The sequence below is a fragment of the Streptomyces sp. NBC_00299 genome, from assembly GCF_036173045.1.
GTDB classification, from domain to species: domain Bacteria; phylum Actinomycetota; class Actinomycetes; order Streptomycetales; family Streptomycetaceae; genus Streptomyces; species Streptomyces machairae.
Genome location: NZ_CP108039.1, coordinates 1,895,462 through 1,921,867, shown reverse-complemented (window position 1 = coordinate 1,921,867; position 26,406 = coordinate 1,895,462). Strand labels below are relative to the sequence as shown.

Below are 26,406 nucleotides of genomic sequence, written 5' to 3'. Positions count from 1 at the left end.
GGCCTCCCCGCCGCCGTCCTCGGGGAGGGCCCAAGGCCCCCGCGCGGCCTTTCCCGTCCCGTTCTGATCGATTGGCCTGCCCATGACCGAAACAGTCCCCACGGGGTCGCCGATATCCCAGTCCGCCGACGCCGGCGGACGGATCGAGCTCGCCCCCGAGGCATTCCCCGCCGACAGCCCCTTCGCCAACGAGGACCTGCGTCCCGTCCCGGTCGCCGAACGCAAGTGGACGACGTACAACTTCGCGGCCCTGTGGATCTCCATGGCCCACTGCATCCCCAGCTGGACACTCGCCTCCGGCCTGGTCGCCCTCGGCATGGACTGGAAGCAGGCCGTCTTCACCATCGCCCTGGCCAATGTCATCGTGCTGCTGCCGATGCTGGCCACCGGGCACGCCGGGCCCAAGTACGGCATCCCGTTCCCGGTGCTGGCGCGGGCCTCCTTCGGGCTGCGGGGCGCCAACATCCCGGCGCTGATCCGGGCGGCCGTGGCCTGCGGCTGGTTCGGCATCCAGACCTGGATCGGCGGCAGCGGCATCTTCGCGCTGGGGTCCAAGCTCACCGGCGGCGGATGGGAGAACGCCGGGAAGATCGCGGGCAATCCATGGCCCCTGTGGCTGTGCTTCCTCCTCTTCTGGGCGCTGCAGATCGCGATCATCTACCGCGGCATGGACTTCCTGCGGCACTTCGAGAACTGGGCCGCGCCCTTCGTGATCGTCGGCGCGCTCGTGCTGCTGGTCTGGATCGCGGTCAAGGCGGACGGGTTCGGCGCGCTGCTCGACCAGCCGTCGAAGCTGGGCTGGGGCCCCGACTTCTGGCCGGTCTTCTTCCCGTCCCTGATGGGGATGATCGGTTTCTGGGCGACCTTGTCCCTCAACATCCCCGACTTCACCCGCTTCGGCGCGAGTCAGAAGGCGCAGACCTGGGGGCAGTCGCTGGGCCTGCCCACCACCATGACCCTGTTCGCGGTCCTCGCCGTCCTCGTCACCTCAGGGTCCGAGGTCGTCTACGGCGAGGCGATCTGGGACCCGGTCACCCTCGCCGCCAAGACCGACAGCACCTTCGGTCTGCTCTTCGCCCTGATCGTCGTCCTCGTCGCGACCGTCTCCGTGAACATCGCGGCGAACGTCGTCTCCCCGGCGTACGACCTGGCGAACCTGGCGCCGAAGCTCATCAACTTCCGTACCGGCGCGCTGATCACCGGTGTCGTCGGCATCCTGATCTTCCCGTGGAAGCTGATCTCCACCCCGGAGTTCTACATCTTCACCTGGCTCGGCGTGGTCGGCGGCCTGCTCGGCACGGTCGCGGGCATCCTGATCGCCGACTACTGGATCGTCCGCCGTACGGTTCTGCATCTCGCGGACCTGTACACGCCCGGCGGGCGCTACTGGTACTCGTCCGGCTGGAACTGGCGCGCGATCCTGGCGTTCCTGGTCGGCGGTGTCCTGGCGGTCGGCGGTTCGTACTCGGGCGTCGGCGCCGACGGTTCGAAGACCGGACCGTTCCCGGCCGACGGACTGATCCCGTTCCTCAAGCCGCTGGCCGACTACGGCTGGGCGGTGGGCCTGGGCGCCTCGCTGGTGCTGTACGTGGTGCTGATGGCCGGCCACAAGGAACGCGTCGAGGCCTGAGCCTCGGACGGAGGACGGTCAGCCCTTCTGACCGTCCTCCAAGGCGGCCACCGCCTCCTTGGCCGCCTTGATCGCGCCCTTGTTGATCTCGGACGTGGCGGGCGCCTTGTTCGACTCGAAGTCACTGCCGCTGTAGGTGATGGAGACAAGCGCGTTCGCCGCGCGGACCAGCACCACGCCCTCGCGGGTCTGCTGCTCGTCCTCGGTGGTGAGGTTCACGACGGAGTACCCCGCGTCGCCGACACCGGGGACCTCGCCGCCGCCGCTCTTGTCCGCGACACGCTCCTTGTAGGACTTCTCCGCCGCCTCGTCGGACTCCGTGACCTCGTAGGACACGTCCAGCCACCGGTAGTCGAAGCCCTGGAGCGCGTTCCACGAGCAGGTGCGGCGCACCTTCGCGTCCGTGGACGGGATCTCCTTGCCGGCCGTCTTGGCGCCCGGGACGAGATCCTTGACCGACTTCGAGCTCAGGCTGTCGCAGGGTGCGGGCGCGGCGGCGTACGTCTTCGACACGGCGGCCGTCGCGGGGGCCGAGGGCGACTCGTCCCCGCTCTTCTGCGTCGCCGTGTCTTCGGCGGCCGGTGTCGCGGGTCCGGACGACAGTGCCCAGCCCGCCGCGGCGAGCACGACGACGGGCGACAGGCGCGCGGTGAGGGCGAGCGGCAAGGGAAGAGAACGCACGGCGCACATTTCGTGGGGGACGGTGCGGAGGGAGTCCGCACTGCGGACGGGACGCCAGTGTCACATGACTCTCTGTGGGGCGGAAGTGCCAACTCGCTCCGTGCTGACGCGGTTACCGCCGGGTCGTCGGTCGGCCGCAATTACGTGGTGCCCTGGGCCACTTGCTCGGCATCCCGGACGATTTGCGAGGAAAGAGAGCTTTCGATGCGGTCCACGGCCGTGAAGGCGCCGTACGCGACGAGGTGCACCAGACAGTGGTCGGTGTGCTCCGGCCGGCGCCACGCCCGCACGTCCTCGTCCGTGATGCGGTACGGCGCGAGGGCGGCCAGCAGTGCCAGCCGCGCCCCCGGACGCTCCCTGCGGTCCGGGAACCCGTCGAGAGTGAGCGGCGGATGGGAACCGTCCCAGTCCTGAAGGGTCGCCTCCACGAGGTCGTGGTCGTCGGCGTCGAGGAGGCCCGCGCCCGACATGGCCGCCCTGAGCAGCGCCGCGTACGCGAGGCCGACGGGCGTCCCGGCCGCCCACGCGGGGGCCTCGCCGGGGTCCATCGGGTCGAGCAGGGGCAGGGACACGCCGGGTCGGGCGGGGCGGCGTACGGACCGGGCGAGGGTACGGCCCGCGAGGCTGCGTACCGCCCGGAACCGCTGGACGCCGGCCGGGAGCAGGTTCTCGGTCAGCAGGGCCGACGCGATGCGGTTGATGAAGTGGAACGTGAGCGCGGTGCCGAGATAGGCGGGGGCGTGCTCGCGCGGGAACGGGTACGGGGTGAGGTCGGCGCCGGGCACGCGCGTGTGCCGTCCCCAGGCCAGCACGCGTGCGTGCTCCTCGTTCTCCGGTTGCTCGCCGCGGGCCAGCCGCTCGGCGAGCGCGTGGTCTCCGGTGGCGTGCAGGAGCACGGTGTGCGCGTCCACGCAGAACGGGCACTCGTTGGCGAGCGACACCCCGAGGGCCGCGAGTTCCTTGCCGGTCCGGCTGCCGGCCCCCGCGATCAGCGACTCGCGCAGCAACGCCCAGGCGGGGGCGAGCAGTCCGGGCGCGGAGGACAGCACCACGAAGGTGACGGGTTCGGCGATGCCGAAGTCGAGGGCGATCTGCGCGTACACCTCGGCGACGGTGCCGGTGGCCGACTTGGGCGGGAGGGGCTCGGTGTAACGGAAGGGTGTGGACATGGGCAGTAGCCTGCGCCGCCGGGGTGGGCCGGGTCGTCGTACCGGCGATGGCAGTCGGCGCTGCGACGGCGGGGCGGGCCGGTGCCGGGTACTACTGCGTGGGGAGTAGTCGCAGAGCCGTCCACAGGGGTGACGTCGCTGTCGGTGGCGCCGTCTAGTGTGCGGGCATGAGCGAGCACCGGGTCACACGCGAGCGGCTCGTCGACATGGCCGCCGGGGTCGTGGTCGGCGTGATCGTGCTGCTCGCCGCGGTGGCGGACGACCGTGCCGGGCTCCTCGACTGCGCGCTGATCGCGCTCGGTTCGCTGGCCCTGGCCGCGCATCGCACGGCCCCGCGCGTGGTCCTCGCCGTCACCACCGGCGCTCTGCTCGCCGAAGTGCTCCATGCCGGGCCCGCCGCCACCCTGGCCATCCCCGTCGTGGGCGCGGTGCACACGGCGTCGCGCACCGGACACCGGGGCACCGCGGCGGCGACCGCCGCATTGTTCCTCGGCGGCTATGTGGCGGCGGGTTCGGCGACCTCGGCCATCGCTCAGGAAACGCTGCTGCTGGCCGGCTGGTTCCTGTGCGCGGTGGTGACGGGCCTCGCCGACCGCAACTGGCAGGCGTATCTGCGCCAGACGGAACAGCGCGCCCTGGAGGCCGAACGCACCCGGGAGGAAGCGGCGTTGCGCAGGGCGGGCGAGGAACGACTGCGAATCGCGAGGGAGTTGCACGACTCCCTCACGCACAGCATCTCGATCGTCAAGCTCCAGGCGGGCGTCGCCGTGCACCTTGCCCGCAAGCGCCGCGAGGAGGTGCCACCCGCCCTCCTCGCCATTCAGGAGGCGAGCGGCGAGGCCATGCGCGAGCTGCGGGCCACGCTGGAGGTGCTGCGCACCGACGAGTCGACGGGCACACCGGCGCTGCTCGTGGAGCGGGCGCGGGCTGCGGGGCTCGCGGTCGACCTGACGGTGACGGGGGAGGAGCGGCCACTGCCCGCGACGGTCGACCGGGCCATGTACCGCATCGTCCAGGAGGCACTGACGAACGCGGCCCGGCACGCGGGACCGGCGAAGGTGAGCGTTCAACTCGCGTACGACGACGGCGACTTGACGATACGCGTCGAGGACGACGGCGCCGCCGACCCGTCCCGTCCGCCCACCCCCGGCATCGGCCTGACCGGCATGCGCGAACGCGTCACGGCCCTCGGCGGCACTCTGGACGCCGCCCCGCGTGAGGAGGGCGGGTTCGCGGTGCGGGCACGGCTGCCCGTGGGGGAGGCGGGATGACGGACGGTGCGATCAGGGTGGTGCTGGTCGACGACCAGGCGCTGATGCGGGCCGGCTTCCGGGCCCTGCTGGACGCCGAGGACGGCATCGAGGTGGTCGGCGAGGCGGCGGACGGTGAGCGGGGCCTGGCGCTGATCCGCGCGCAGGTGCCCGACATCGCGCTGATCGACGTACAGATGCCGGTGATGACGGGCATCGAGGCGACCCGCCACATCGCCGCCGACCCGGCCCTGTCCGGAGTCCGAGTCGTGATCCTCACCAACTACGGCCACGACGAGTACGTCTTCGAGGCGCTGCGGGCCGGTGCGAGCGGATTCCTGCTGAAGGACACCGAACCGGCCGACCTGCTCCAGGCGATCGAGGTGGTGGCGGGCGGCGAGGCGTTGCTGTCGCCGTCGGTGACGCGCACCCTGATCGGTGAGTTCGTCTCGCGGCCACCCGACCGGGCCACGGCACCCGGCCTGGAGTGCCTGACCCGCCGCGAGCGTGAGGTGACGGCGCTGGCGGCGCGCGGGCTCACCAACGAGGAGATCGCCGCGCACATGGTGATCAGCCCGTTCACGGCGAAGACCCACATCAGCAGGGCGATGACGAAGCTCGGCGCCCGCGACCGGGCCCAACTCGTCGTGTTCGCCTACGAGTCGGGACTGGTGGCTCCGCGGGGTTCCGACGCGTCGGCGTGCTGAGCCGCCGGGCCCTACGGCCGCCCCGACGGTGCCACCTCGAACGCCGCGAGGATCCGCTCGGCGGCCAGCGTCGCCGTCAACTCGCCGTTCCTGACCTGCTGTTCCAGTGCCGGCGCGAGCGCCCGGACCGCCGGGTCGGCGTGCAGGCGGCCGAGGAGTTCGTCGCGGACCATGGTCCACGTCCAGTCGACCTGCTGGTCACGGCGCTTGGCGGCGAGCCGGCCGGTGGAGTCGAGCAGGGTCCGGTGCTGTTCGAGCCGGTCCCACACGCCGTCCAGGCCGATCGACTCGCGTCCGCTGCAGTGCAGGACGGGCGGCGTCCAGGCGGCGTCCTTGCCGTGCATCAGCCTGAGCGCGCCCGCCAGTTCGCGCGCGGCGGCCCGCGCGTCGCGCTCATGGGGGCCGTCCGCCTTGTTGACGGCGAGCACGTCGGCCAGCTCCAGGACACCCTTCTTGATGCCTTGGAGCTGGTCGCCGGTGCGGGCAAGGGTGAGCAGCAGGAAGGAGTCGACCATGTTCGCGACCGCGGTCTCGGACTGGCCCACCCCGACCGTCTCCACCAGCACCACGTCGTAGCCAGCGGCCTCCATCACCACGATCGACTCGCGGGTGGCCTTGGCGACCCCGCCCAGCGTGCCGGCGGTGGGGGAGGGGCGGATGAACGCGGCCGGGTCGACGGACAGCCGCTCCATCCTCGTCTTGTCCCCCAGGATCGAACCGCCCGTACGACTGGACGACGGGTCCACGGCCAGCACCGCGACCCGGTGGCCGAGCGCGGTGAGCATCGTGCCGAACGCGTCGATGAACGTGGACTTCCCGACCCCCGGCACCCCGCTGACGCCGATCCGCCGGGCCCGCCCGCTGTGCGGCAGCAGCTCGGTCAGCAACTGCTGGGCCAGCACCCGGTGCTGGGGGCGGGTGGACTCGACGAGCGTGATGGCGCGTGCGACGATCGCCCGCTTCCCGTCGAGCACACCCTTCACATACGCGTCGAGATCGATCACAGCTCGTGCCCGAGGTCGGCACCCAGCCGCTGCACCAGGTCGAAGGCCGCGTCCGGGATCACCGTCCCGGGCGGAAACACCGCAGCCGCGCCCATCTCCAGCAGCGTCGCGACGTCCTGCGGCGGGATCACTCCGCCGACCACGATCATGATGTCCTCGCGGCCCTCCTCGGCCAGCGCCTCCTTGAGCGCCGGGACGAGGGTGAGGTGGCCTGCGGCCAGCGACGACACCCCGACGATGTGCACGTCGGCCTCGACGGCCTGGCGGGCCACCTCGGCCGGGGTCTGGAACAGCGGGCCGACGTCGACGTCGAAGCCGAGGTCGGCGAAGGCGGTGGCGATCACCTTCTGGCCGCGGTCGTGGCCGTCCTGGCCCATCTTGGCGACCAGGATGCGCGGGCGGCGGCCCTCGGCCTCCTCGAAGTCGGACACGAGGGTTCGGGTGCGGTCCACGGACGGCGACTCCCCGGCTTCGTTGCGGTACACGCCGGTGATGGTACGGATCTGGCTCGCGTGTCGGCCGTACACCTTCTCCAGTGCGTCCGAGATCTCCCCTACGGTGGCCTTCGCGCGGGCCGCGTTCACCGCGAGCTCCAGCAGGTTGCCCTCGCCGCCGGCGGCCCGGGTGAGCGCGTCCAGCGCGTCCTGGCAGGCCGTCTCGTCCCGCTCCGCCCGCAGCCGCCGCAGCTTCTCGATCTGCTGGGCGCGCACGGAGGAGTTGTCGACCTTGAGCACGTCGATCTGCTCGTCGCTGTCGACGCGGTACTTGTTGACGCCGATGACCGGCTGCCGTCCGGAGTCGATCCGGGCCTGGGTGCGGGCCGCGGCCTCCTCGATGCGCAGCTTGGGGATGCCGGCGTCGATCGCCTTGGCCATGCCGCCTGCCTGCTCGACCTCCTGGATGTGCTGCCAGGCACGGCGGGCGAGGTCGTACGTCAGCTTCTCCACATAGGCGCTGCCGCCCCACGGGTCGATGACCCGGGTCGTGCCCGACTCCTGCTGGATCATCAGCTGGGTGTTGCGCGCGATGCGGGCCGAGAAGTCGGTCGGCAGCGCGAGCGCCTCGTCGAGGGCGTTGGTGTGCAGCGACTGGGTGTGGCCCTGCGTCGCGGCCATCGCCTCGACACATGTGCGCGTGACGTTGTTGAACACGTCCTGCGCGGTCAGCGACCAGCCCGAGGTCTGCGAATGGGTGCGCAGGGAGAGCGACTTGGAGTTCTGCGGGTCGAACTGCTTCACCAGCTTCGCCCACAGCAGCCGCGCCGCCCGCAGCTTGGCGACCTCCATGAAGAAGTTCATGCCGATCGCCCAGAAGAACGACAGCCGGGGCGCGAACGCGTCCACGTCCAGGCCCGCCTCACGGCCCGCGCGGATGTACTCCACCCCGTCCGCGAGCGTGTACGCCAGCTCCAGGTCGGCCGTGGCACCCGCTTCCTGGATGTGGTACCCGGAGATGGAGATGGAGTTGTAGCGCGGCATCCGCTGCGAGGTGAAGGCGAAGATGTCGGAGATGATCCGCATCGACGGCTTCGGCGGATAGATGTAGGTGTTGCGGACCATGAACTCCTTGAGGATGTCGTTCTGAATGGTCCCGGCCAGCTTCTCGGGCGGTACGCCCTGTTCCTCCGCCGCCACGATGTACAGCGCCAGCACCGGCAGCACGGCGCCGTTCATCGTCATCGACACGGTCATCCTGTCCAGCGGGATGCCGTCGAAGAGCTGCCGCATGTCGTAGATCGAGTCGATCGCCACGCCCGCCATGCCGACGTCGCCCGTCACACGCGGGTGGTCGCTGTCGTAGCCGCGGTGGGTCGGCAGGTCGAAGGCGACCGACAGACCCTTCTGGCCGGCGGCCAGGTTGCGGCGGTAGAACGCGTTGGACTCCTCGGCGGTGGAGAAGCCCGCGTACTGGCGGATCGTCCAGGGCTGGTTGACGTACATCGTCGGGTACGGGCCGCGCAGATACGGCGCCATGCCCGGGAAGGTGCCCAGGAAGTCCAGGCCCTCCAGGTCACGGCCGGTGTACAGCGGCTTGACCGCGATGCCTTCCGGGGTCTCCCACAGGGGCTCGTCCCCGCCCGTGGCCTGCTTGACGGCCGTGCGCCACTCGTCGGCGCCGCCCGCGGCGGCCGGGGTCCCCAGCTCGATCCCGGAGAAGTCGGGGATTCCCATCAGGACACTCCCATGCGGTCGAGGGCGGCGGACAGCACGGCGACCGCGTCGCAGCCCGCGAAGACGTAACTGTCGACATCGGTGTACTGCCCGGGGCGGCCCGCGAGGAACACGTGCGTGGCGCCCGCCGACCTGAACTCGGCGGCCACGGCCTCGGCCTGCTCCTCGTAGAGGGCGTCACTGGAGCACAGGCACACCTCCGTGGCGCCGCTCTCCTCGAAGGTGCCCTCGGTGACCGGCTCGACGCCGCCCGCCTGGAAGAGGTTCGAGGCGAAGGTGAGGCGTGCGGTGTGCGCGGCGGCCGGGCCGAGCGCGGCCAGGAAGATCCGCGGCCGGGAGCCCGTGGCGGCCAGGTGGGCGTCGGAGCGGGCGCGCAGGGCCTCGTACGCCTCGTCGCGGCGGACCCGCGGGAGGCCGCCGGACCGGGGCTCCGGCGCGGGCGCACGCTCCACGGGCGGCTCGGTGAGGTTCGGGAACTCGCTGACGCCGGTGATCGGTTCGCGCCGCTTGGCGAGCTTGCCGGTGCGCGCCTGCCATGTCTCGGCGAGGTCCTGGCCCAGCTGACCGGAGCGCAACGCGGCCGCCTGGCCGCCGGCCTGCTCGATCCGCTGGAAGAACGCCCAGCCCGCCCGGGCCAGTTCGTCGGTGAGGGACTCCACGTACCAGGAGCCGCCCGCCGGGTCGATCACTCGGGCGAGGTGCGACTCCTCGATGAGGATGGTCGAGGTGTTGCGGGCGATGCGCCGCGCGAACGCGTCCGGCAGGCCGAGCGCGTGGTCGAAGGGCAGCACGGTCACGGCGTCGGCGCCGCCGACCCCGGCGGCCAGCGTGGCGACCGTCGTGCGCAGCATGTTCACCCAGGGGTCCCGGCGCGTCATCATCACCGGCGAGGTGACGGCATGCTGCACCTGAGCGCTGGGCGCCCCGCAGACCTCGGTCACCCGCGCCCACAGCCGGCGCGCGGCCCGCAGCTTGGCGATCGTCAGGAACTGGTCGGCGGTGGCCGCGTAACGGAACTCCAGCTGGGCGCACGCCTGTTCGGCCGTGAGCCCCGCCTCGGTGAGCTCGCGCAGATACGCGACACCGGTCGCCAGCGACGAGCCCAGCTCCTGGGCGGCCGAGCCGCCGGCCTCGTGGTACGGCAGCGCGTCCACGGTCAGCGCCCGCAGCCCGGGGTACTCCTCGGCGCACTGCCGGGCCAGCGTGGCGACCGGCGCGAACTGCGAGGACGTGCCCGTACGGGCCTCATGGCCGAGCGGGTCGGCGCCGAGGTTGCCGCGCGCCGCCTCCTTGGCGACGCCCCGCTCCTCGTACTGCCGCATTAGCTCCCGCGCGGCGGTCTCCACGTCGGCTCCGGCGTCGAGGACGACGGGGGCCAGGTCGAGATAGACACCCTCCAGGGCCCGGCCGAGCGACGACACCGGGATGCCGCCCTCGCCGAGGACCAGCCAGAGCGAGGTGACGCCGTTCTCCAGGTCCGCGAGCACCAGGCCGTCCGTGAGCGCCGTGTGCCGCTGCCGCAGGTCCCAGCCGCCGGCCGTGCTGCCCTCGGCGCGACCGCCGCGGACGAACGGGGCGAATCCGGGCAGGCCGGGATCGGGCGCGGCTTCGCGCGAGGTGTAGAGGGGGCGGGTGCGCAGCCCGTCCTCCAACGCAGTGGACAGGGCGTCTTCCGCAGCCGGGCCCGAGACGTCCTTGCCCGACTTGCGCAGCACGCCTTCCACCAGGCGTTGCCATTGCTCATGGGTTGCGTCAGGGAACTCGGCGGCCAGCGAGAGCCCGTCGTCAGGCAGGACCGTCATGCTCGGATGCTAGGTCAGATCATCAAAGGAGCAGCAGAGGGCACGGCTGTGACCTTGCCCTCTTCCAGGTTGTGACCTGAGTCTCCGCACCCTGTCGGGCCTCCGGAAACCCGGACGAACGACCCGGCCACGAGCTGGGCTTGATAGCCTCCGAGAGCCAGTCGAGCCACACCCGAGGCCAGGGAATCCGGTGCGAATCCGGAACTGACGCGCAGCGGTGAGGGGGACCGGCGGGGCACAGACGCACGCCACTGGGAGACCGGGAAGGCGCCCCGTCGGGACGAACCCGAGTCCGAAGACCTGCTGGCACCTCCACGCCCGCGCGCGGAGGACGTCCGTAGGCCAGGCTCCGCGTACGAGCCCCGACAACCGAGGCACGCCTGTGTACCGTTCTGCCCTCCGTCCCGCCGCCCTGCTGCTCGCGCCCGCCCTCCTGCTCACCGCGTGTGGCGGCTCGGGGAGCGGCAGCGCCGAGGACACCGGGAAGTCCGCCGCCGCGGGCTACCCCGTCACCCTCGACAACTGCGGCCACAAGGTCACCCTGAAGTCGCCCCCGAAGCGGGCCGTGTCCCTCAACCAGGGCACCACGGAGATCCTGCTCTCCCTCGGCCTCGCCGACCGGGTGGCCGGCACGGCGACCTGGACCGACCCGGTGATGAAGGGCCTGGAGAAGGCGAACGCCTCCGTGCCGCGGCTCGCGGACAACGCGCCCTCCTTCGAAAAGGTCCTGGAGGCCGAACCCGACTTCGTGACCTCCTCCTTCGTCTCCACCCTCGGCAAGGGCGGCGTCGCCACCCGCGAGCAGTTCGAGACGCTGGGCGTGCCCACCTACGTCTCGCCCTCCGACTGCTCTGCGGGCAAGGACAACGACAGCGGCGGCGACGGCTCGCGCTCCACCCCGCTCACCCTCGACACCGTGTACGGCGAGATACGCGACCTGGCCCGCGCGTTCGGCGTCGCCGACCGCGGCGAGAAGCTCGTCGCCGAGCTGAAGGAGCGGGTGCGCAAGTCCACCGCCCAGCTGGACGCCTCCGATGTCACCCTCATGTACTGGTTCGCCAACTCCCAGTCGCCCTACCTCGCCGGCTGCTGCGGCGCGCCGGGTGCCATCACCCGCGCCGTCGGCGCGCACAACGCCTTCTCCGACACTCACGACGAGTGGCCCCAGATCGGCTGGGAGACCGTCGCCGACCGTGACCCCGACGTCCTCGTGATCGGAGACCTCACGCGCAAGCAGCAGACCGCGGAGACCGCCGAGGCCAAGATCCGCTTCCTGGAGACCAACCCCGCCACCCGCAATCTGACCGCCGTGAAGAAGAAGCGGTACGTCCTGCTCAGCGGGCAGGCGATGAACCCGTCCATCCGCACGGTCGAAGGGATCGAGAAGGTCGCCGCGGGCCTGCGCGACTTCGGGCTCGCCGGGCCCGCAGGACCCGCCAGGTGAGCGTCCGTACGCCGCTGCTGACCCTCGGCGGCCTGGCGGCGCTGCTCGCGTCGGTCGCCGTCGCCGTGACGATCGGGCCGGCCGACATCTCCACGGCGGACGTGTGGGCGTCCGTGGCCGCCCGTCTCGGCCTCGGCGAGGGCACGTTGGCGCCGCTGCGGGACGGCATCGTGTGGAACCTGCGCATGCCGCGCACGCTGCTCGCCGCGGTGTGCGGAGCCGGGCTCGCCGTGTGCGGGGCGGTCATGCAGTCGCTGCTGCGCAATCCGCTGGCCGATCCGTTCGTCCTCGGCGTGTCCTCCGGCGCGTCCACGGGAGCGGTCGCCGTGGTCGTGCTGGGGGTCGGCGGGGGAGTGCTCTCGCTGTCGGCGGGCGCCTTCCTCGGCGCGCTGCTCTCCTTCGCCATGGTGCTGCTGCTCAGCCACGTCCTCGGCGGCAGCACGGACCGGGTCGTGCTGTCCGGGGTCGCGGCCATGCAGCTGTTCTCCGCGCTGACCTCGTTCATCGTGCTGACCTCCGCCGACGCCGAGACCACCCGGGGCGTGCTGTTCTGGCTGCTGGGCTCGCTCACCGGCGCCGACTGGGGACAGGTCCTGCTGTGCACCGCCGTACTGGCCGTGGCCCTCGCCCTCTGCCTCGGGTACGCCCGCACCCTGGACGCCTTCGCCTTCGGGGACGACGCCGCCGCCGGACTCGGCGTCCGCGTCGCCCGCACCCGGCTGGTCCTGCTCTGCGCGACCGCCTTGCTCACCGCCGCCCTGGTCAGCTGCGCCGGCGCGATCGGCTTCGTCGGCCTGGTCCTGCCGCACGCCACCCGGGCCCTCACCGGCTCCGGCCACGCCCGTCTGCTGCCGGTCACGGCACTGACCGGCGCCGTCTTCCTGGTGTGGGTGGACACCGTCGCCCGCACCGTCCTCGATCCCCAGGAGGTCCCCGTGGGCGTCGTCACGTCCCTCATCGGCGTACCGGCCTTCATCGCCGTGCTCTACCGGGGACGGAGGACGGCGGCATGACCAGCCTGCGCACGGACCGTGTCGTACGGCGCCTCGCCGACAAGGTCGTCGTCGACGGCGTCACCCTCACCCTGGCTCCCGGCGAGACCGTCGGCCTGCTCGGCCCCAACGGCTCCGGCAAGTCGACCCTGTTGAGACTCCTCGCCGGGGTCCTCGCCCCCACGGCCGGGGTCGTCACCCTGGACGGACGCCCGCTGCCCGAGGTCGGCCGCCGCGCCACCGCCCGGCGGGTCGCCACCGTCGAACAGCACGCCCACACCCAGACCGAACTGACCGTCCGCGACGTCGTCGCCCTCGGCCGCATCCCGCACCGCCGTGCCTGGACGCCACCGACGGCCGCCGACGCCGAGGCCGTCACCGCGGCCCTCGCCCGCACCGGCCTCACCGACCGGGCCGCCCAGTCCTGGCACACCCTCTCCGGCGGCGAACGCCAACGCACCCAGATCGCCCGCGCCCTCGCCCAGGAACCCCGCGAGCTCCTGCTCGACGAACCCACCAACCACCTCGACATCCAGCACCAACTCGACCTGCTGGCCCTCGTCGCGAACCTCCCGGTCACCAGCGTGATCGCCCTGCACGACCTCAACCTCGCCGCGATGTACTGCGACCGCCTGCTCGTGCTGCGCGAAGGACGTGCGGTCGCCGAGGGCACCCCGGCCGACGTGCTGACACCGGCGCTCATCGAGCAGGTCTACGGCGTCCGTGCCGAGGTCACCGACGACCCCGGCCACCCGGTGATCCGCTTCCTGCGCCCGGCCGGCCCCGTGGGGCGGTGCTGACGTGCGGACACCCTCGGAACAGCCGGTGCCCAGCCGGATCGTGGTGTGCCGGGACTGCTGCTGCGGCACCGCGAAGGTGCCCGGAGTCGATCACGCGCAGCAGACCGCGCGACTCGCCGAGAACGCGCCGGTGCGCATCTCCGACTGCCTCGGCGTGTGCGAACACGCCAATGTGATCGTCGTCCAGCCCTCCGCCGCGGGCCGCGCAGCGGGCGGCCGCCCCGTCTGGCTCGGCCTCGTCAACGATTCCGACGCCACCGAGGACATCATCACCTGGGTCAGGGCCGGCGGCCCCGGCGTCGCACCCTGCCCCGACGTGCTCGACCTCTACACCTTCACTCCGCCGAGGCGCGCACGATGAATCGGACGATCACTCACGGGCCACTCACCACTCACACCGAACCGGCCCCGGCCTGAAGGTTGAACCCCGAACGGGTAGTCCCTGAAGATCGGATGGACCGATCCGCGCGACAGCGAGGTGTCAGACCCGATGTTCACCACCCGCCCCACGCTCCAAGGCACGTTCGGCATGGTGTCCTCCACCCACTGGCTCGCCTCGCAGTCGGCGATGGCCGTACTGGAGGGCGGCGGCAACGCGTATGACGCCGCCGTGGCGGGCGCGTTCGTGCTGCACGTCGTCGAGCCGCATCTCAACGGCCCGGCCGGCGAGGTGCCGATCCTGATCGCCCCGGCGGACGGCGAGGTGCGGGTGGTGTGCGGGCAGGGCGTGGCGCCCGCCGGGGCGACCGTCGCGCACTACCGGGGGCTCGGACTGGACCTCGTACCCGGGACCGGACCGCTCGCCGCCGCCGTGCCCGGCGCGTTCGACGCCTGGATGCTGCTGCTGCGGGACCACGGCACCAGGCCGCTCGCCGACGTGCTCAAGTACGCCATCGGGTACGCCGAACACGGGCACGCGCCCGTGGAGCGGGTCGGCGAGACCGTCGAGACCGTGCGGGAACTGTTCGAGACGCAGTGGCCGTCGTCGGCCGACGTGTACCTGCGGGACGGCAAGGCGCCCCGGCCCGGGGAGCTGTTCCGCAATCCCGCCCTGGCCGCCACCTGGAAGCGGCTGCTCGACGAGGTCGCCGGGGCCGGGGACCGGGTCGCGCAGATCGAGGCCGCGCGGCAGGTGTGGCGCTCCGGTTTCATCGCCGAGGCCCTCGTACGGCAGGCCCGGCGCCCCACGATGGACACCAGCGGCGAGCGGCACTCCGGCACACTCGCGGCCGCCGACCTCGCCGCCTGGTCCGCGACCTACGAGGCACCGGCGACGTACGACTGGAACGGCTGGACCGTGTGCAAGGCCGGCCCCTGGAGCCAGGGCCCGGTCCTCCTCCAGCAGCTCGCGCTGCTCCCGCCCGAACTGCCCCGGTACGGGTCCGCCGAGTACGTCCATCTGCTGATCGAGGGCTGCAAGCTTGCCATGGCCGACCGGGAGGCCTGGTACGGCGACGCGGCCGACGTACCGCTCGCCGCGCTGCTGTCCGACCGGTACAACGCGGACCGGCGGGAGCTGGTCGGCGAGAAGGCCTCCCACGAGCTGCGGCCCGGCAGCCCGGGCGGCCTCGCCCCGCGGCTGTGCGCGCACGCGCGCGTGGCGGCGGCCGAAGGGCCCGGCCTCGACGCGCTGGGCGGCGGGGAACCGACGGTCGCCAAGCGGCCGACCTCCCCGGTGCCGGGCGAGCCCGAGGTCTTTGCCGACGGGGGCACCCGCGGTGACACCTGCCACCTCGACATCGTCGACCGGTGGGGCAACATGATCGCGGCCACGCCCAGCGGCGGCTGGCTCCAGTCCAACCCCGTCGTGCCCGAACTGGGCTTCCCGCTCGGCACCCGCCTGCAGATGACCTGGCTGGAGGAGGGCCTGCCGAACTCGCTCACCCCGGGCCGGCGGCCCCGCACCACCCTCACGCCCTCCATCGCCCTGCGCGACGGCGTGCCCGTCATGGCCTTCGGCACGCCCGGCGGGGACCAGCAGGACCAGTGGCAGCTGCACTTCCTCCTCGCGGTCGCCCTGCGCTCCCCGGTCCGCGGCGGCCTCGACCTCCAGGGCGCGATCGACGCCCCGAACTGGCACAACGACAGCTTCCCCGGCTCCTTCTTCCCGCGCGGCATGCGACCGGGGAGCGTCACGGTGGAGTCCCGGATGGACGCCGGGGTGGTGGAGGAGCTACGGCGGCGTGGTCATGCGGTGACCATCGGTGACGACTGGTCGGAGGGCCGGCTGTGCGCCGTCGCGAGGCACCCGGAGACCGGTGTCCTGTCGGCGGCGGCGAATCCGCGGGGGATGCAGGGGTACGCGGTAGGCCGCTGACCTGCCGATATCGGCACCACGAGTTCACGGCCATGCCATCCGCCGTCCACTCGGCGGGCGGGGGTTGTCAGTGGGACGTGCTCTTATGGAGGGGTGATCGAAAACAACGAAACCATCGACGAGTTTCTCGCACAGCACGCGGCAGACGTGGAAGAAGCGGTCCGCAAGGCGGCCGCGGCCGAGATCATGCCCCGCTTCCGGCAGCTCGCCGCACACGAGGTCGACCAGAAGAGCGGACCGCACGACCTGGTGACCGACGCCGACCGGCTCGCCGAGCAGTACCTCACCGAGGCGCTCGGCGCACTCCTGCCCGGCTCGGTCGTGGTCGGCGAGGAGGCGGTGCACGCGAACCCCGCGTCGTACGACGCGATATGCGGCGACGCCCCGGTCTGGATCGTCGACCCCGTCGACGGCACCCGCCAGTTCGTGCACGGGGACGACGGCTTCTGCACCCTGGTCGCGCTCGCCCGGCACGGCGTCCTGCTCGCCTCCTGGACCTACGCCCCGGCCCGCGACCAACTGGCCACGGCGGTAAGGGGCAAGGGCGCCTTCCTGGACGGCGGGCGACTGCAGTCCGGCGCGCCGGATCCCGGCCGTGACCTGCGGGTGGCCACGTCCCACCCGGACTACACGACCGACGAGCAGAAGCAGGCGTTGCTCGGCCTGTGGACTGAGGGCGTACAGCCCCGCGCCTGCGGTTCGGCGGGGCTGGAGTATCTCGCCGTCGCCCGGGGCGAGTTGGGCGCGACCGCGTTCAGCTGGGAGGCCGCCTGGGACCACGCGGCGGGCATCCTCCTCGTCGAGGAGGCCGGCGGCGCCCACCTGACCCGCACGGGCGAGCCGTTCCGCATCACGGGCGGCAACGATCTGCCGTTCACGACGGCCCGGGACGCGGCCACGGCTCGGCGGGTGGTGGAACTGCTGTCGGGCGGAGCCTGATCTGCGGGTGGGAGCGGCCGCCGACACGCAGGTCGACCACCTCGAACTCCGCGCGTGTGCCGTCCCCGGGCCACTGGCACCCCGCTTCCAGGAGCACCGCGGCGTCCACGAAGCCCAGGGCGGGCAGACCCACGTCGACGAACACGCCCGTCACCCCGGGCCCCCAGGGTGACCTGGTGAAGGTGCCGGTCAGGCGCGTGCCGACGGGCAGGGGACCGCTGTCGTGCCGCACCTCGCACTGGCGGTGGGACCGGGCGCGGCCCCACGCGAGGTCGAACTCCCGACGGTCCACCGGCCGTGCGTCCGGCGGCTCCACGACCGGTTCTCGCGCCGGCACCCCGTACACGACCTCGTACAGCCGAACGCCCCAGTCCCCGCACGTCTGCCGGGCCATGGCGAGCTCGGCGGCCTCGACGGCGACCACCGGCAGCGAGGCGTGCCCCCGGAACGACATCTGCCGCACCACCCGGCCCGTGGCCCCTACCTCGAACCAGTGCCGGACATCGTCCTCGGGCACGTGGATGAGAAAGCGGCGCGTCACCCGGCGGACCTTACCCGTGCCCTGAGGCTGTCAGTGGCCCGGCATATCCTGACCCTCAATGGCCATCGGCTGACGAAGGAGTCCGAAGGTGCCGTCGATGCTCGATGCGGTCGTGGTGGGTGCGGGGCCGAACGGACTGACCGCTGCCGTGGAGCTGGCCCGTCGCGGCTTTTCCGTGGCCGTGTTCGAGGCGCGTGACACGGTCGGCGGAGGAGCCCGCACCGAGGAGCTGACCCTCCCCGGCTTCCGGCACGACCCGTGCTCCGCCGCGCACCCCCTCGGAATCAACTCGCCCGTGTTCCGGACCATGCCGCTCGACCGCTACGGCCTCGAGTGGCTGCACGCCGAGCTGCCCATGGCCCACCCCTTCGCCGACGGCACCGCGGCCGTGCTGGCCCGGTCGGTCGCCGAGACCGCCGCCTCCTTCGGCCCGCGCGACGCGGGCACGTACCGCAGGCTGGTGGATCCGTTCCTGAGCAAGTGGGACACCCTTGCCCGCGACTTCATGTCCCTGCCCCTCACCGCGCTCCCCCGGGACCCGGTGACGCTCGCCAGGTTCGGCCTGGTCGGGCTGCCGCCGTCGACGTGGCTGATGCGGCGCTTCCGCGACGAGCGGGCCAGGACCCTGTTCGCCGGCCTCGTCGCGCACGTCATGGCGCCACTGGGCGGCTTCGCCACCGGCGCCATCGGCCTGGTCTTCGCCCTCGCCGCGCACGCCCGCGGCTGGCCCGTGGCCCGCGGCGGCTCCCAGTCCATCTCCGACGCCCTCACGGCCTATCTCAAGGACCTCGGCGGCACCGTCCACACCGACTACGAGGTCAAGCGGCTCGACGATCTGCCGCCCGCGCGGGCGTACGTCTTCGACACCTCGCCCACCGCACTGGCCCGCATCGCCGGCTTCGGCCGCTACTACGAGGGCTTCCGCTACGGCCCCGGCGTCTTCAAGATCGACTACGCGCTGGACGGCCCGGTGCCGTGGACGTCGTCGGACGCCCGCCGCGCGGGCACCGTGCAGATCGGCGGGAGCAGCGCGGAGATTGCCACCGCGCTGCGCGCCGCGTCCCGGGAGGGCCGGGCACCCGGCAAGCCGTTCATGATCACGGTGCAGCCCGGTGTCGTCGACCCCACCCGGGCCCCCGCGGGCAAGCAGGTCTTCTGGGCGTACGGGCACGTGCCGAACGGCTGGACCGGAGACCTCACGGACGCCCTCGAACGTCAACTGGAGCGCTACGCCCCGGGGTTCCGCGACCGCGTCCTCGCCCGCGCGACGGCGGGCCCGGCCGAACTCGTCGCCCGCAACGCCAACTACATCGGCGGCGACATCGGCTCCGGCGCGGCCTCCGGACTCCAACTCCTGCTTCGGCCCAAGCTGTCGCTCTTCCCCTACCGCACCCCGCACCCGGCGGTCTTCATCTGCTCGTCGGCCACCCCGCCCGGTCCCGGCGTGCACGGCATGTCCGGGCACAACGCGGCCAAGGCGGTGTGGCGGCGGCTGCGCCAGGAGCCCTGAGGCCGAGCCTGCTCAAACGACCCACCTTTACCGGTAGTTGGGGCCGTGCGGTAAGAGAAATCCGTGTTCTCTTTGTCACTTCTCTTACCGGGGGGTAGGTACCTGAACGGTCAGTAGCCCCCGAGTAGGGTGCGGCCATGAAAGATCGGAAAGCGGTTGTCCGCTTCGGATCCCGGTCTGCCGTGCGCCTCGCCGACCTCGCGCAGCTGGTCAGGGCGCCGGCCGCGCTGAGTGTCCCCGGTGACGTGATCGCGGGTGCAACCGCCGCCGGACGCCCGCTGGGCGCCCGTACGTTCGGCGTGATCGGTTCCTCCGTCTGCCTCTACTGGGCCGGCATGGCCCTCAACGACTACGCCGACGCCACGGTCGACTCCGTCGAGAGACCCGAACGACCGGTGCCGTCGGGCCGGATCCCTCGGCGTGCCGCTCTCGCGGTGGCCGGCGGGCTCACCGCGGCGGGACTCGGGCTTGCGGCCGCCGCGGGGGGTCGTCGCAGTGTGGGCGCCGCGCTGCCCTTGGCCGGGCTGGTGTGGGCGTATGACCTGAAGCTCAAGTCGACCCCGGCGGGGGGCTTCGCCATGGCGGGGGCTCGGGTTCTGGACGTGTTGGCGGGAGCGGTTGTGCCTGGGCCGGGTGCGGAGTCGGTCGGCGTCGCGCTTCGTCGGGCCGCCGTGCCTGCCGGGCTGGTCGGCGTCCATACCGGCACGTTGATGGCGCTCAGCCGGCACGAGATCGGTGGGGCGCCGGTGCGGGTTCCTGTCGGGACTCTTGCTGTGTCGGCACTGACTGCGATTGCCACGGCTGTTCCAGTGGTCCGAGGCGAAGCCGGGAGTGCCGCGAAGAGTTGTGTGTCGTCTGCCGCGCCGTCGGGGCTGGTCGCGCAGTTCCCCGCGCCCCTGAAGGGCGTTGCCGTTGCCGCTCGTTCCAAGATGGTCCGCACCGCCCTCACCACCGCCTCCGGAAAGTTCCGGATCGCCGTCACCGCCGCCGGTGCTCTTGCCTATCTCGGCACCTACGGCACCGCCCAGGCACGTGCCGTCCAAAAGCCCTCGGCCGAGAACGTACGGCGGGCCGTCGGGGCCGGGATCATGGGGCTGATGCCCCTTCAGGCGGCGCTGACCGCACGTGGCGGGGCGCCTGCCGTTGCCGCCGCGCTCGGCGTCGTCCACCCCCTCGCGCGACGGCTCGCCAGACGTATATCCCCCACCTGAGACCCACCACCTCCGTGTGAGGAACCCGCACTGTGAGACCTCCCCCCACCCCACTCAAGTTCGGCTACGGCACCAACGGCTTCACCCACCACCGGCTGACCGACGTCCTCGTCGTCCTCGCCGACCTCGGCTACGACGGCGTCGCGCTCACCCTCGACCACGGTCACCTCGACCCGTACGCCGACGATCTGCCCCGGCGGGTCACCGCCCTCGCGCGGCAACTCGCGCGGCACGGCCTGGACGTGACGGTGGAGACCGGAGCGCCGTACTTCCTCGACCCCTGGGGCAAGCACCTGCCCACGCTGATGTCGGACGGCCGCGAGCCGAGGATCGACCTGCTGCGCCGTGCCCTGCGGATCGCCGCCGACCTCGGCTCGCCCACCGTCCATCTGTGCAGCGGCCCGGCGCCCGTCGGGCTGTCCGAGCGGGACGCGTGGAAGCGGCTCGCGGCCGGTGTCGGGACCGTGCTGGAGTCGGCGGAGAAGTACGGGGTGGCGCTGGCCTTCGAGCCGGAGCCGTACATGTTCGTCGACACCGTCGAACGCTGTCTGCGACTCGCCCGACTGGTCGGCGGGCACGAGCTGTTCGGTATCACCCTGGATGTCGGCCACGCGCACTGCGTGGAGGAGCGTTCCGTGCTCGACTGCGTGCACCGGGCGGCGCCGATCCTGCGCAACGTGCAGATCGAGGACATGCGGCGCGGCATCCACCAGCACCTCGAATTCGGCGCCGGCGAGATCGACTTCCCGCCTGTGCTGGATGCCCTGCGCGATCTGAACCACCGCGGTCTGGTCTCCGTGGAGATCCAGGGCGGTTCGCTCGACGCGCCCGACGTCGCCCGCCGCTCGATCGAGTTCCTGCGCGCGGCCGAACGTGCCGGCGCACGCGTCTAGCCCCCTACCTCCCTTCGGCTCGACTCGTCCCACCCTCCCGGAAGTTGTCCCCCATGGTTGTCGAAACCGGCTCCTCCACGGCCCCGCCGGACCACCCCCACCCCGCCCTGACCGACGTACTGGACCCCACCGCCCGCACCTGGCTGGACGACGGCGCCGCCAAGGTCGCCGCCGAACCGGCCGCCGTGCGGCGTCTCTTCCCCGCCGCCCGAAGGCGCTGCGGACACGGGCGCCTCACCGCATACTGGACCGTCGACGAGGCCGCCCGGGCCGTCCTGCTCACGGCCCTGCCCCTGCGCGGCCAGGCCCTCGCCGACGAGGTCGCCGGCCTCCACCGGCACGGCGACCCGGCGGAGCAGCGCGCCGTCCTGCGCACCCTGCCGCTGCTCGAACTGGGCGACCTCGCGCTGCCCCTCGTACGGGAAACCCTGCGCGGCAACGACACCACCCTGATCGAGGCAGCCCTCGGCCCGTACGCCGCCGCGCACCTTCCGGACGCCGAGTACCGCCAGGCCGTACTGAAGTGCGTCTTCTGTGAGATCCCGCTCGACCGCGTCAGCGGCCTCGGCGCCCGCGCGGACCGCGAACTGGCCCGGATGCTCGCCGATTTCGCCCATGAGCGGATCGTCGCCGGGCGGGACGTACCCGAGGACATCCTGCCCGTCGTCCGTGCCTTCCCGGACGTCATCGGCGCTGAACTCAACCAGGCACTCAAGGAAGAGGGCTGACCGTGCGGATCTTCGACCCCCATATCCACATGACCTCCCGGACGACCGACGACTACGAGGCGATGTACGCCGCCGGGGTGCGCGCGGTCGTCGAGCCCGCCTTCTGGCTGGGACAGCCCCGCACCTCGCCCGAGAGCTTCTACGACTACTTCGACGGGCTGCTGGGCTGGGAGCCGCACCGCGCCGCCCAGTTCGGCATCCAGCACTTCTGCACCATCGCGCTCAACCCGAAGGAGGCGAACGACCCCCGCTGCCTCCCGGTCCTCGACGAACTGGACCGTTACCTCGCCAAGGACCGGGTCGTCGCCGTCGGCGAGATCGGCTACGACTCGATGACCCCTGAGGAGGACGAGGCGCTCGCCCGTCAGCTCCAGCTCGCCATCGAGCACGAGCTGCCCGCCCTCGTGCACACCCCGCACCGCGACAAGGCCGCCGGTACCCGGCGCACCCTGGACGTCGTACGGGAGTCGGGTATCGCCCCCGAACTCGTCGTCCTCGACCACCTCAACGAGCTCACCGTCGGCATGGTCCTCGACAGCGGCTGCTGGGCCGGGTTCTCGATCTACCCGAAGACCAAGATGAGCGAGGACCGGATGGTCGAGATCCTCAAGGAGCACGGGACACAGCGGATGCTGGTCAACTCCGCTGCCGACTGGGGGCGTTCGGACCCGCTGAAGACGCGGAGGACCGCCGACGCCATGCTCGCCGCCGGGTTCGACGACGACGCCGTGGACGAGGTGCTGTGGCGCAACCCCGTCGCCTTCTACGGCCGGAGCGGGCGGCTGGAGCTGGAGGAGCCCAAGCCGGACGAGGCGGCCACCTTCCAGGGCAACTCCATACGCCGCGGGGGAGCGTGAGCATCCGATGCGCTTCCTGCATCCGGACGGTACGACCGTCCACCTCGGCTACTGCAGCAACGTCCACCAGGCGGAGGACCTCAAGGGCGTGATCGCCCAGCTCGCGCAGTACGCCGAGCCCGTGCGCGAGCGCCTCGGCGCAGACCGCCTGGGGATCGGCCTGTGGCTGGCGCGCCCCGTGGTCACCGAACTCGCCGACGACGAAGCCGCGTTGGAGCGACTGAAGGCGGAGCTGCGGGCACGCGGCCTGGAGACCGTCACCCTCAACGCCTTTCCGTACGCCGGATTCCACCGCGAGGTCGTCAAGAAGGACGTCTACCTGCCCGACTGGGCCGACGAGGCCCGGCTGAAGTACACCCTGGACTGCGCCCGCGTCCTCGCCGCGCTCCTCCCGGACGGCGTCGGCCACGGCAGCGTCTCCACGCTGCCGCTCGCGTGGCGCACCCCGTGGACGCCCGCCTGCGCCGACGAGGCCAGGCGCGCCCTGGACCGGCTGACCACCGGGCTCGCCGCGCTGGAAGCGTGGACGGGCCGCCGTATCCGCGTCGGCTTCGAACCGGAACCCGGGTGCGTCGTCGAGACCACCACACAGGCGGTACGGGAACTGCGCGGACTGGACCCCGACCGGCTCGGCGTCTGCCTCGACGCCTGCCATCTCGCCGTGCAGTTCGAGGAGCCGGCCGAGGCGCTGCGGCGCCTCGCGGAGGCAGGGCTGCCCGTGGTCAAACTCCAGGCGTCCTGCGCGGTGGAGGCCGAGCACCCGGCCGACCCGGCCGCCCGCGCGGCCCTGCACCGGCTCGCCGAGCCCCGGTTCCTGCACCAGACCCGCACGCCGGCCGACGGTGACGTCCTCGCCGTCGACGACCTCCCGGACGCCCTCGACGGCGACCTGCCCGCCGACGGAGGCCCCTGGCGGGTCCACTTCCACGCCCCGCTGCACACCGAGCCCGAACCCCCGCTGCGCACCACCGCCGGCCAGCTCGACCAGGTCCTCGCCGGGCTGCTGGGCGGAGCCTCGGCCGGCTGCGACCACATCGAGGTCGAGACCTACACCTGGTCCGTCCTCCCTGAACCGCCCACCGACCTGCCCGGCGGCATCGCCGCCGAACTCGCCTGGGTCCGGGACCGGTTGACCGGCCTCGGCCTCAAGGAGGACCCCTCATGACCGCATCGGCGAACCGCGTGGTCGTACTCGACATCGTCGGCCTGACCCCGAACCTCCTCCGGCACATGCCCGCCGTGGCCGCCCTCGGCGAGCGCGGCTTCCAGTCCCGCCTCGACACCGTGCTCCCCGCCGTGACCTGCACCGTCCAGTCCACCCTGCTCACCGGCGAACCCCCGGCCACGCACGGCGCCGTGGCCAACGGCTGGTACTTCCGCGACCTCGGCGAAGTCATGCTGTGGCGCCAGCACAACGCGCTCGTCGGCGGCGAGAAGATCTGGGAGACGGCCCGTAAGGCGAACCCCGACTACAAGGTCGCCAACATCTGCTGGTGGTACGCGATGGGAGCCGACGTCGACTGGACCGTCACCCCGCGCCCCGTCTACTACTCCGACGGCCGCAAGGAACCGGACTGCTACACCTGGCCGCCGTCCCTGCACGACGAACTCACCGACCGGCTCGGCCCGTTCCCCCTGTTCACCTACTGGGGTCCGAACGCGGGCATGCCCTCCACCCAGTGGATCCTGGCCGCCGCCCGCCAGGTCTTCGACGAACACCGCCCCGACCTCACGCTCGTCTACATCCCGCAGATGGACTACGAACCCCAGCGCTCAGGCCCGGACTCACCCGCCACCATCGCCGCGGCCCGCCAACTCGACGACGCGCTAGGCCCGTTGATTGACCACTTCCTACGGGAGGGCGCCACCGTCGTCGCGCTCAGTGAGTACGGCATCACGCCCGTCTCCCGCCCGGTCGACATCAACCGCGCCCTGCGCCGGGCAGGCCTGCTGGAGGTGTACACGCAGGACGGCATGGAGTACCTCGACCCCTGGACCTCGCGCGCCTTCGCGGTCGCCGACCACCAGGTCGCCCACGTCTACGTCCGCGACCCGGCCGACATCGACGCGGTCGCGAAACTGGTCGGTGAACTCGACGGCGTGGACCAGGTGCTGGACGCCGACGGCAAGGCGGCCCACGGCCTGGACCACGAGCGCTCGGGCGAGCTCGTCGCACTCGCCGACCCCGACGCCTGGTTCACGTACTACTACTGGCTGGACGACGATCGGGCCCCCGACTTCGCCCGCCAGGTCGAGATCCACCGCAAGCCCGGCTACGACCCCGCCGAGCTGCTCTACGACGAGACCGTCCCCGCGGTGAAGCTGCGGGCCGTCGGTCAGGTCGCCCGCAAGAAGCTCGGCTTCCGCTACCGCCTCAAGACCGTCCCGCTGAACCCGTCCGGCGTCCGCGGCAGTCACGGCCGGCTGCCCGCCGACCCCGACCACGGCCCCGTACTGCTGTGCTCGGAGCCGGACGGAGCGAGGGAGGCGTACGCGGCGACGGAGGTCAAGTCGCTGCTCCTGGACCTCGCGGGCCTGCCCACGGAAGGAACGGAGAAATGACGATCCACCCGCCGCTCCCCACCATCCGGCCCCTGCTCGACCCGGCCCCCGAATACGCCAAGTGGCAGTCCGAGGAGCCGATCCGCCGGGTCACGGTCTGGGGCGACAACAGCCCCTGGCTGATCACCCGGTACGAGGACGCCCGTACGGTGCTGGCCGACGAGCGTTTCAGCGCCGACGCCAACCACCCCGACTTCCCCCACACCCGCCCGGGCGCCCCGCCGCAGGCCCCCGGCCTCTTCCACCAGATGGACCCGCCGGACCACACCCGGCTGCGCCGCATGCTGATCCCCGACTTCACCTTCCGGCGCATCGAGCAGCTGGACGGCGCCATCCAGCGGATCTGCGACGACCTCCTGGACGCGATGACCGGCTGCGATGCGACGGAGGCCGACCTGGTCGCCTCGTACGCCCTGCCCCTGCCCACCCTCGCCATCTGCGAACTGCTCGGCGTCCCCTACGAGGACCACGGCTTCTTCCGGGAGAAGTCCACCGCCCTCACCAGCGTCGCCGGCGACCCTGGCGAGGCGATGGCCGCCCGAGTGGCGCTCTACGGCTATCTGCGCGGCCTCATCGAGCGGCGCACGCACGACCCCGCCGACGACCTGATCTCCCGCCTGGCCACGGAACGCGTCGCGACCGGCGAGGCCACGCTCGACGAGGCGACCGGCATGGTCTCCCTGCTCCTCCTGGCCGGCCACGAGACGACGGCGAACATGTTCCCGCTGGCCGTGATCGCCCTGCTGCACAACCCCGCCGGGCTGGACGCGCTGCGCGCCGACGACTCGCTGTGGCCGGGCGCGGTGGAGGAACTCCTGCGCCATCTGACCGTCATCCACTCCGGGATACGGCGGGTCGCCTCCGAGGACGTCGACCTGTCCGGCGTCCGTATCCGCGCGGGGGAAGGCGTGGTGGTGGCGTTGCAGTCCGCCAACCGCGACCCGTCCGTGTACGCCGACCCCGACGCCCTCGACGTCCGGCGGGACGCGAGCGGCCATGTCGCCTTCGGGCACGGCCTGCACCAGTGCCTCGGCCAGTCGCTGGCCCGCGCCGAACTCCGCCTCGGCCTGTCCACCCTGTTCCGCAGGCTTCCGAACCTGCGCATGACGGCCCCGCCCGAGTCGCTCGCCCTGTCGGCGAGCACGGTCCACGGGGTGCGCTCGCTGCCGGTCGCCTGGTCATGACCGGCCGACGGTGC

At 72.2% G+C, this 26,406-nt stretch carries 23 protein-coding genes and 1 riboswitch; of the genes, 17 read left to right on the top strand and 6 right to left on the bottom strand.

Annotation, left to right across the window (positions count from 1 at the left end):
* Positions 1–82: 82 nt before the first annotated feature.
* Positions 83–1,630: an NCS1 family nucleobase:cation symporter-1 gene (locus OHT51_RS08360; protein ID WP_328878267.1), complete on the top strand. Its 1,548-nt coding sequence runs from the start codon at positions 83–85 to the stop codon at positions 1,628–1,630.
* Positions 1,631–1,648: 18 nt separating this feature from the next.
* Here the strand turns inward: OHT51_RS08360 and OHT51_RS08355 are convergent, their stop codons facing one another.
* Both OHT51_RS08355 and OHT51_RS08350 read right to left on the bottom strand, forming a co-directional pair.
* Positions 1,649–2,311 carry a hypothetical protein gene (locus OHT51_RS08355; RefSeq protein ID WP_328878266.1) on the bottom strand — a complete coding sequence of 221 codons (663 nt, stop codon included), beginning with the start codon at positions 2,309–2,311 and terminating at the stop codon, positions 1,649–1,651.
* Positions 2,312–2,451: 140 nt separating this feature from the next.
* The gene (locus tag OHT51_RS08350) at positions 2,452–3,480 is read right to left on the bottom strand and encodes a carboxymuconolactone decarboxylase family protein (protein ID WP_328878265.1); all 1,029 of its coding nucleotides are present in this window, start codon (positions 3,478–3,480) and stop codon (positions 2,452–2,454) included.
* Between the two features lie 167 nt (positions 3,481–3,647).
* Here OHT51_RS08350 and OHT51_RS08345 point away from each other — a divergent pair, with 167 nt between their 5' ends.
* Together OHT51_RS08345 and OHT51_RS08340 are read left to right on the top strand one after the other, a co-directional pair.
* Positions 3,648–4,751, top strand: coding sequence for a sensor histidine kinase (locus OHT51_RS08345; RefSeq protein WP_328878264.1), 1,104 nt, complete (start codon positions 3,648–3,650; stop codon positions 4,749–4,751).
* Positions 4,748–5,437, top strand: a complete 690-nt coding sequence (locus tag OHT51_RS08340; protein ID WP_328878263.1) for a response regulator transcription factor — start codon at positions 4,748–4,750, stop codon at positions 5,435–5,437. Before OHT51_RS08345 ends, OHT51_RS08340 begins: the two co-directional genes overlap by 4 nt.
* A gap of 11 nt (positions 5,438–5,448) precedes the next feature.
* Here OHT51_RS08340 and meaB read toward each other — a convergent pair whose 3' ends face one another.
* The 3 genes from meaB to OHT51_RS08325 are packed head-to-tail and all read right to left on the bottom strand — an operon-like array spanning position 5,449 to position 10,414.
* The gene (gene meaB / locus OHT51_RS08335) at positions 5,449–6,441 is read right to left on the bottom strand and encodes a methylmalonyl Co-A mutase-associated GTPase MeaB (protein WP_328878262.1); all 993 of its coding nucleotides are present in this window, start codon (positions 6,439–6,441) and stop codon (positions 5,449–5,451) included.
* On the bottom strand, positions 6,438–8,612 hold the full coding sequence (scpA, locus tag OHT51_RS08330; protein WP_328878261.1) for a methylmalonyl-CoA mutase: 2,175 nt from the start codon (positions 8,610–8,612) through the stop codon (positions 6,438–6,440). The genes meaB and scpA overlap by 4 nt, the downstream gene beginning before the upstream one ends.
* Complete coding sequence (locus OHT51_RS08325) at positions 8,612–10,414, bottom strand: methylmalonyl-CoA mutase subunit beta (protein WP_328878260.1); 1,803 nt, start codon at positions 10,412–10,414, stop codon at positions 8,612–8,614. Before OHT51_RS08325 ends, scpA begins: the two co-directional genes overlap by 1 nt.
* Before the next feature lie 141 nt (positions 10,415–10,555).
* Positions 10,556–10,736: riboswitch (cobalamin riboswitch) on the top strand.
* A gap of 60 nt (positions 10,737–10,796) precedes the next feature.
* On the opposite strand from OHT51_RS08325, the gene OHT51_RS08320 reads away from it, so the two are divergent.
* The 6 genes from OHT51_RS08320 (at position 10,797) to OHT51_RS08295 (ending at position 16,906) form a co-directional block, all read left to right on the top strand.
* Positions 10,797–11,858, top strand: a complete 1,062-nt coding sequence (locus OHT51_RS08320; RefSeq protein WP_328878259.1) for an ABC transporter substrate-binding protein — start codon at positions 10,797–10,799, stop codon at positions 11,856–11,858.
* Positions 11,855–12,871 (top strand): FecCD family ABC transporter permease, encoded by a 1,017-nt coding sequence (locus OHT51_RS08315; RefSeq protein WP_328878258.1) that lies wholly within the window; start codon positions 11,855–11,857, stop codon positions 12,869–12,871. The genes OHT51_RS08320 and OHT51_RS08315 overlap by 4 nt, the downstream gene beginning before the upstream one ends.
* Positions 12,868–13,650 carry an ABC transporter ATP-binding protein gene (locus OHT51_RS08310; RefSeq protein ID WP_328878257.1) on the top strand — a complete coding sequence of 261 codons (783 nt, stop codon included), beginning with the start codon at positions 12,868–12,870 and terminating at the stop codon, positions 13,648–13,650. The genes OHT51_RS08315 and OHT51_RS08310 overlap by 4 nt, the downstream gene beginning before the upstream one ends.
* Before the next feature lies 1 nt (position 13,651).
* Positions 13,652–14,011 carry a (2Fe-2S) ferredoxin domain-containing protein gene (locus OHT51_RS08305; RefSeq protein WP_328878256.1) on the top strand — a complete coding sequence of 120 codons (360 nt, stop codon included), beginning with the start codon at positions 13,652–13,654 and terminating at the stop codon, positions 14,009–14,011.
* A gap of 129 nt (positions 14,012–14,140) precedes the next feature.
* Entirely contained in the window at positions 14,141–15,967 is a 1,827-nt protein-coding gene (locus tag OHT51_RS08300) for a gamma-glutamyltransferase family protein (protein ID WP_328878255.1), read from the top strand.
* Between the two features lie 93 nt (positions 15,968–16,060).
* Positions 16,061–16,906, top strand: a complete 846-nt coding sequence (locus tag OHT51_RS08295) for an inositol monophosphatase family protein (RefSeq protein ID WP_328878254.1) — start codon at positions 16,061–16,063, stop codon at positions 16,904–16,906.
* Here OHT51_RS08295 and OHT51_RS08290 read toward each other — a convergent pair.
* Entirely contained in the window at positions 16,842–17,447 is a 606-nt protein-coding gene (locus OHT51_RS08290; protein ID WP_328878253.1) for a hypothetical protein, read from the bottom strand. The genes OHT51_RS08295 and OHT51_RS08290 overlap by 65 nt on opposite strands.
* Before the next feature lie 97 nt (positions 17,448–17,544).
* Between OHT51_RS08290 and OHT51_RS08285 the strand changes: the two genes are divergently transcribed.
* The 8 genes from OHT51_RS08285 to OHT51_RS08250 all read left to right on the top strand — a co-directional run bounded on the left by OHT51_RS08285 (position 17,545) and on the right by OHT51_RS08250 (position 26,392).
* Complete coding sequence (locus OHT51_RS08285) at positions 17,545–18,957, top strand: phytoene desaturase family protein (protein WP_328884272.1); 1,413 nt, start codon at positions 17,545–17,547, stop codon at positions 18,955–18,957.
* 137 nt (positions 18,958–19,094) lie between these two features.
* Entirely contained in the window at positions 19,095–20,168 is a 1,074-nt protein-coding gene (locus OHT51_RS08280) for an SCO3242 family prenyltransferase (RefSeq protein ID WP_328878252.1), read from the top strand.
* 32 nt (positions 20,169–20,200) lie between these two features.
* Positions 20,201–21,061 carry a sugar phosphate isomerase/epimerase family protein gene (locus OHT51_RS08275; RefSeq protein ID WP_328878251.1) on the top strand — a complete coding sequence of 287 codons (861 nt, stop codon included), beginning with the start codon at positions 20,201–20,203 and terminating at the stop codon, positions 21,059–21,061.
* Positions 21,062–21,114: 53 nt separating this feature from the next.
* Positions 21,115–21,789 carry an EboA domain-containing protein gene (locus OHT51_RS08270; protein WP_328878250.1) on the top strand — a complete coding sequence of 225 codons (675 nt, stop codon included), beginning with the start codon at positions 21,115–21,117 and terminating at the stop codon, positions 21,787–21,789.
* Between the two features lie 2 nt (positions 21,790–21,791).
* The gene (locus tag OHT51_RS08265; protein ID WP_328878249.1) at positions 21,792–22,646 is read left to right on the top strand and encodes a TatD family hydrolase; all 855 of its coding nucleotides are present in this window, start codon (positions 21,792–21,794) and stop codon (positions 22,644–22,646) included.
* Between the two features lie 7 nt (positions 22,647–22,653).
* Positions 22,654–23,811: a metabolite traffic protein EboE gene (eboE, locus tag OHT51_RS08260; RefSeq protein ID WP_328878248.1), complete on the top strand. Its 1,158-nt coding sequence runs from the start codon at positions 22,654–22,656 to the stop codon at positions 23,809–23,811.
* Complete coding sequence (locus OHT51_RS08255; protein WP_328878247.1) at positions 23,808–25,208, top strand: alkaline phosphatase family protein; 1,401 nt, start codon at positions 23,808–23,810, stop codon at positions 25,206–25,208. The genes eboE and OHT51_RS08255 overlap by 4 nt, the downstream gene beginning before the upstream one ends.
* Complete coding sequence (locus OHT51_RS08250) at positions 25,205–26,392, top strand: cytochrome P450 (protein ID WP_328878246.1); 1,188 nt, start codon at positions 25,205–25,207, stop codon at positions 26,390–26,392. The genes OHT51_RS08255 and OHT51_RS08250 overlap by 4 nt, the downstream gene beginning before the upstream one ends.
* Positions 26,393–26,406 lie beyond the last annotated feature (14 nt).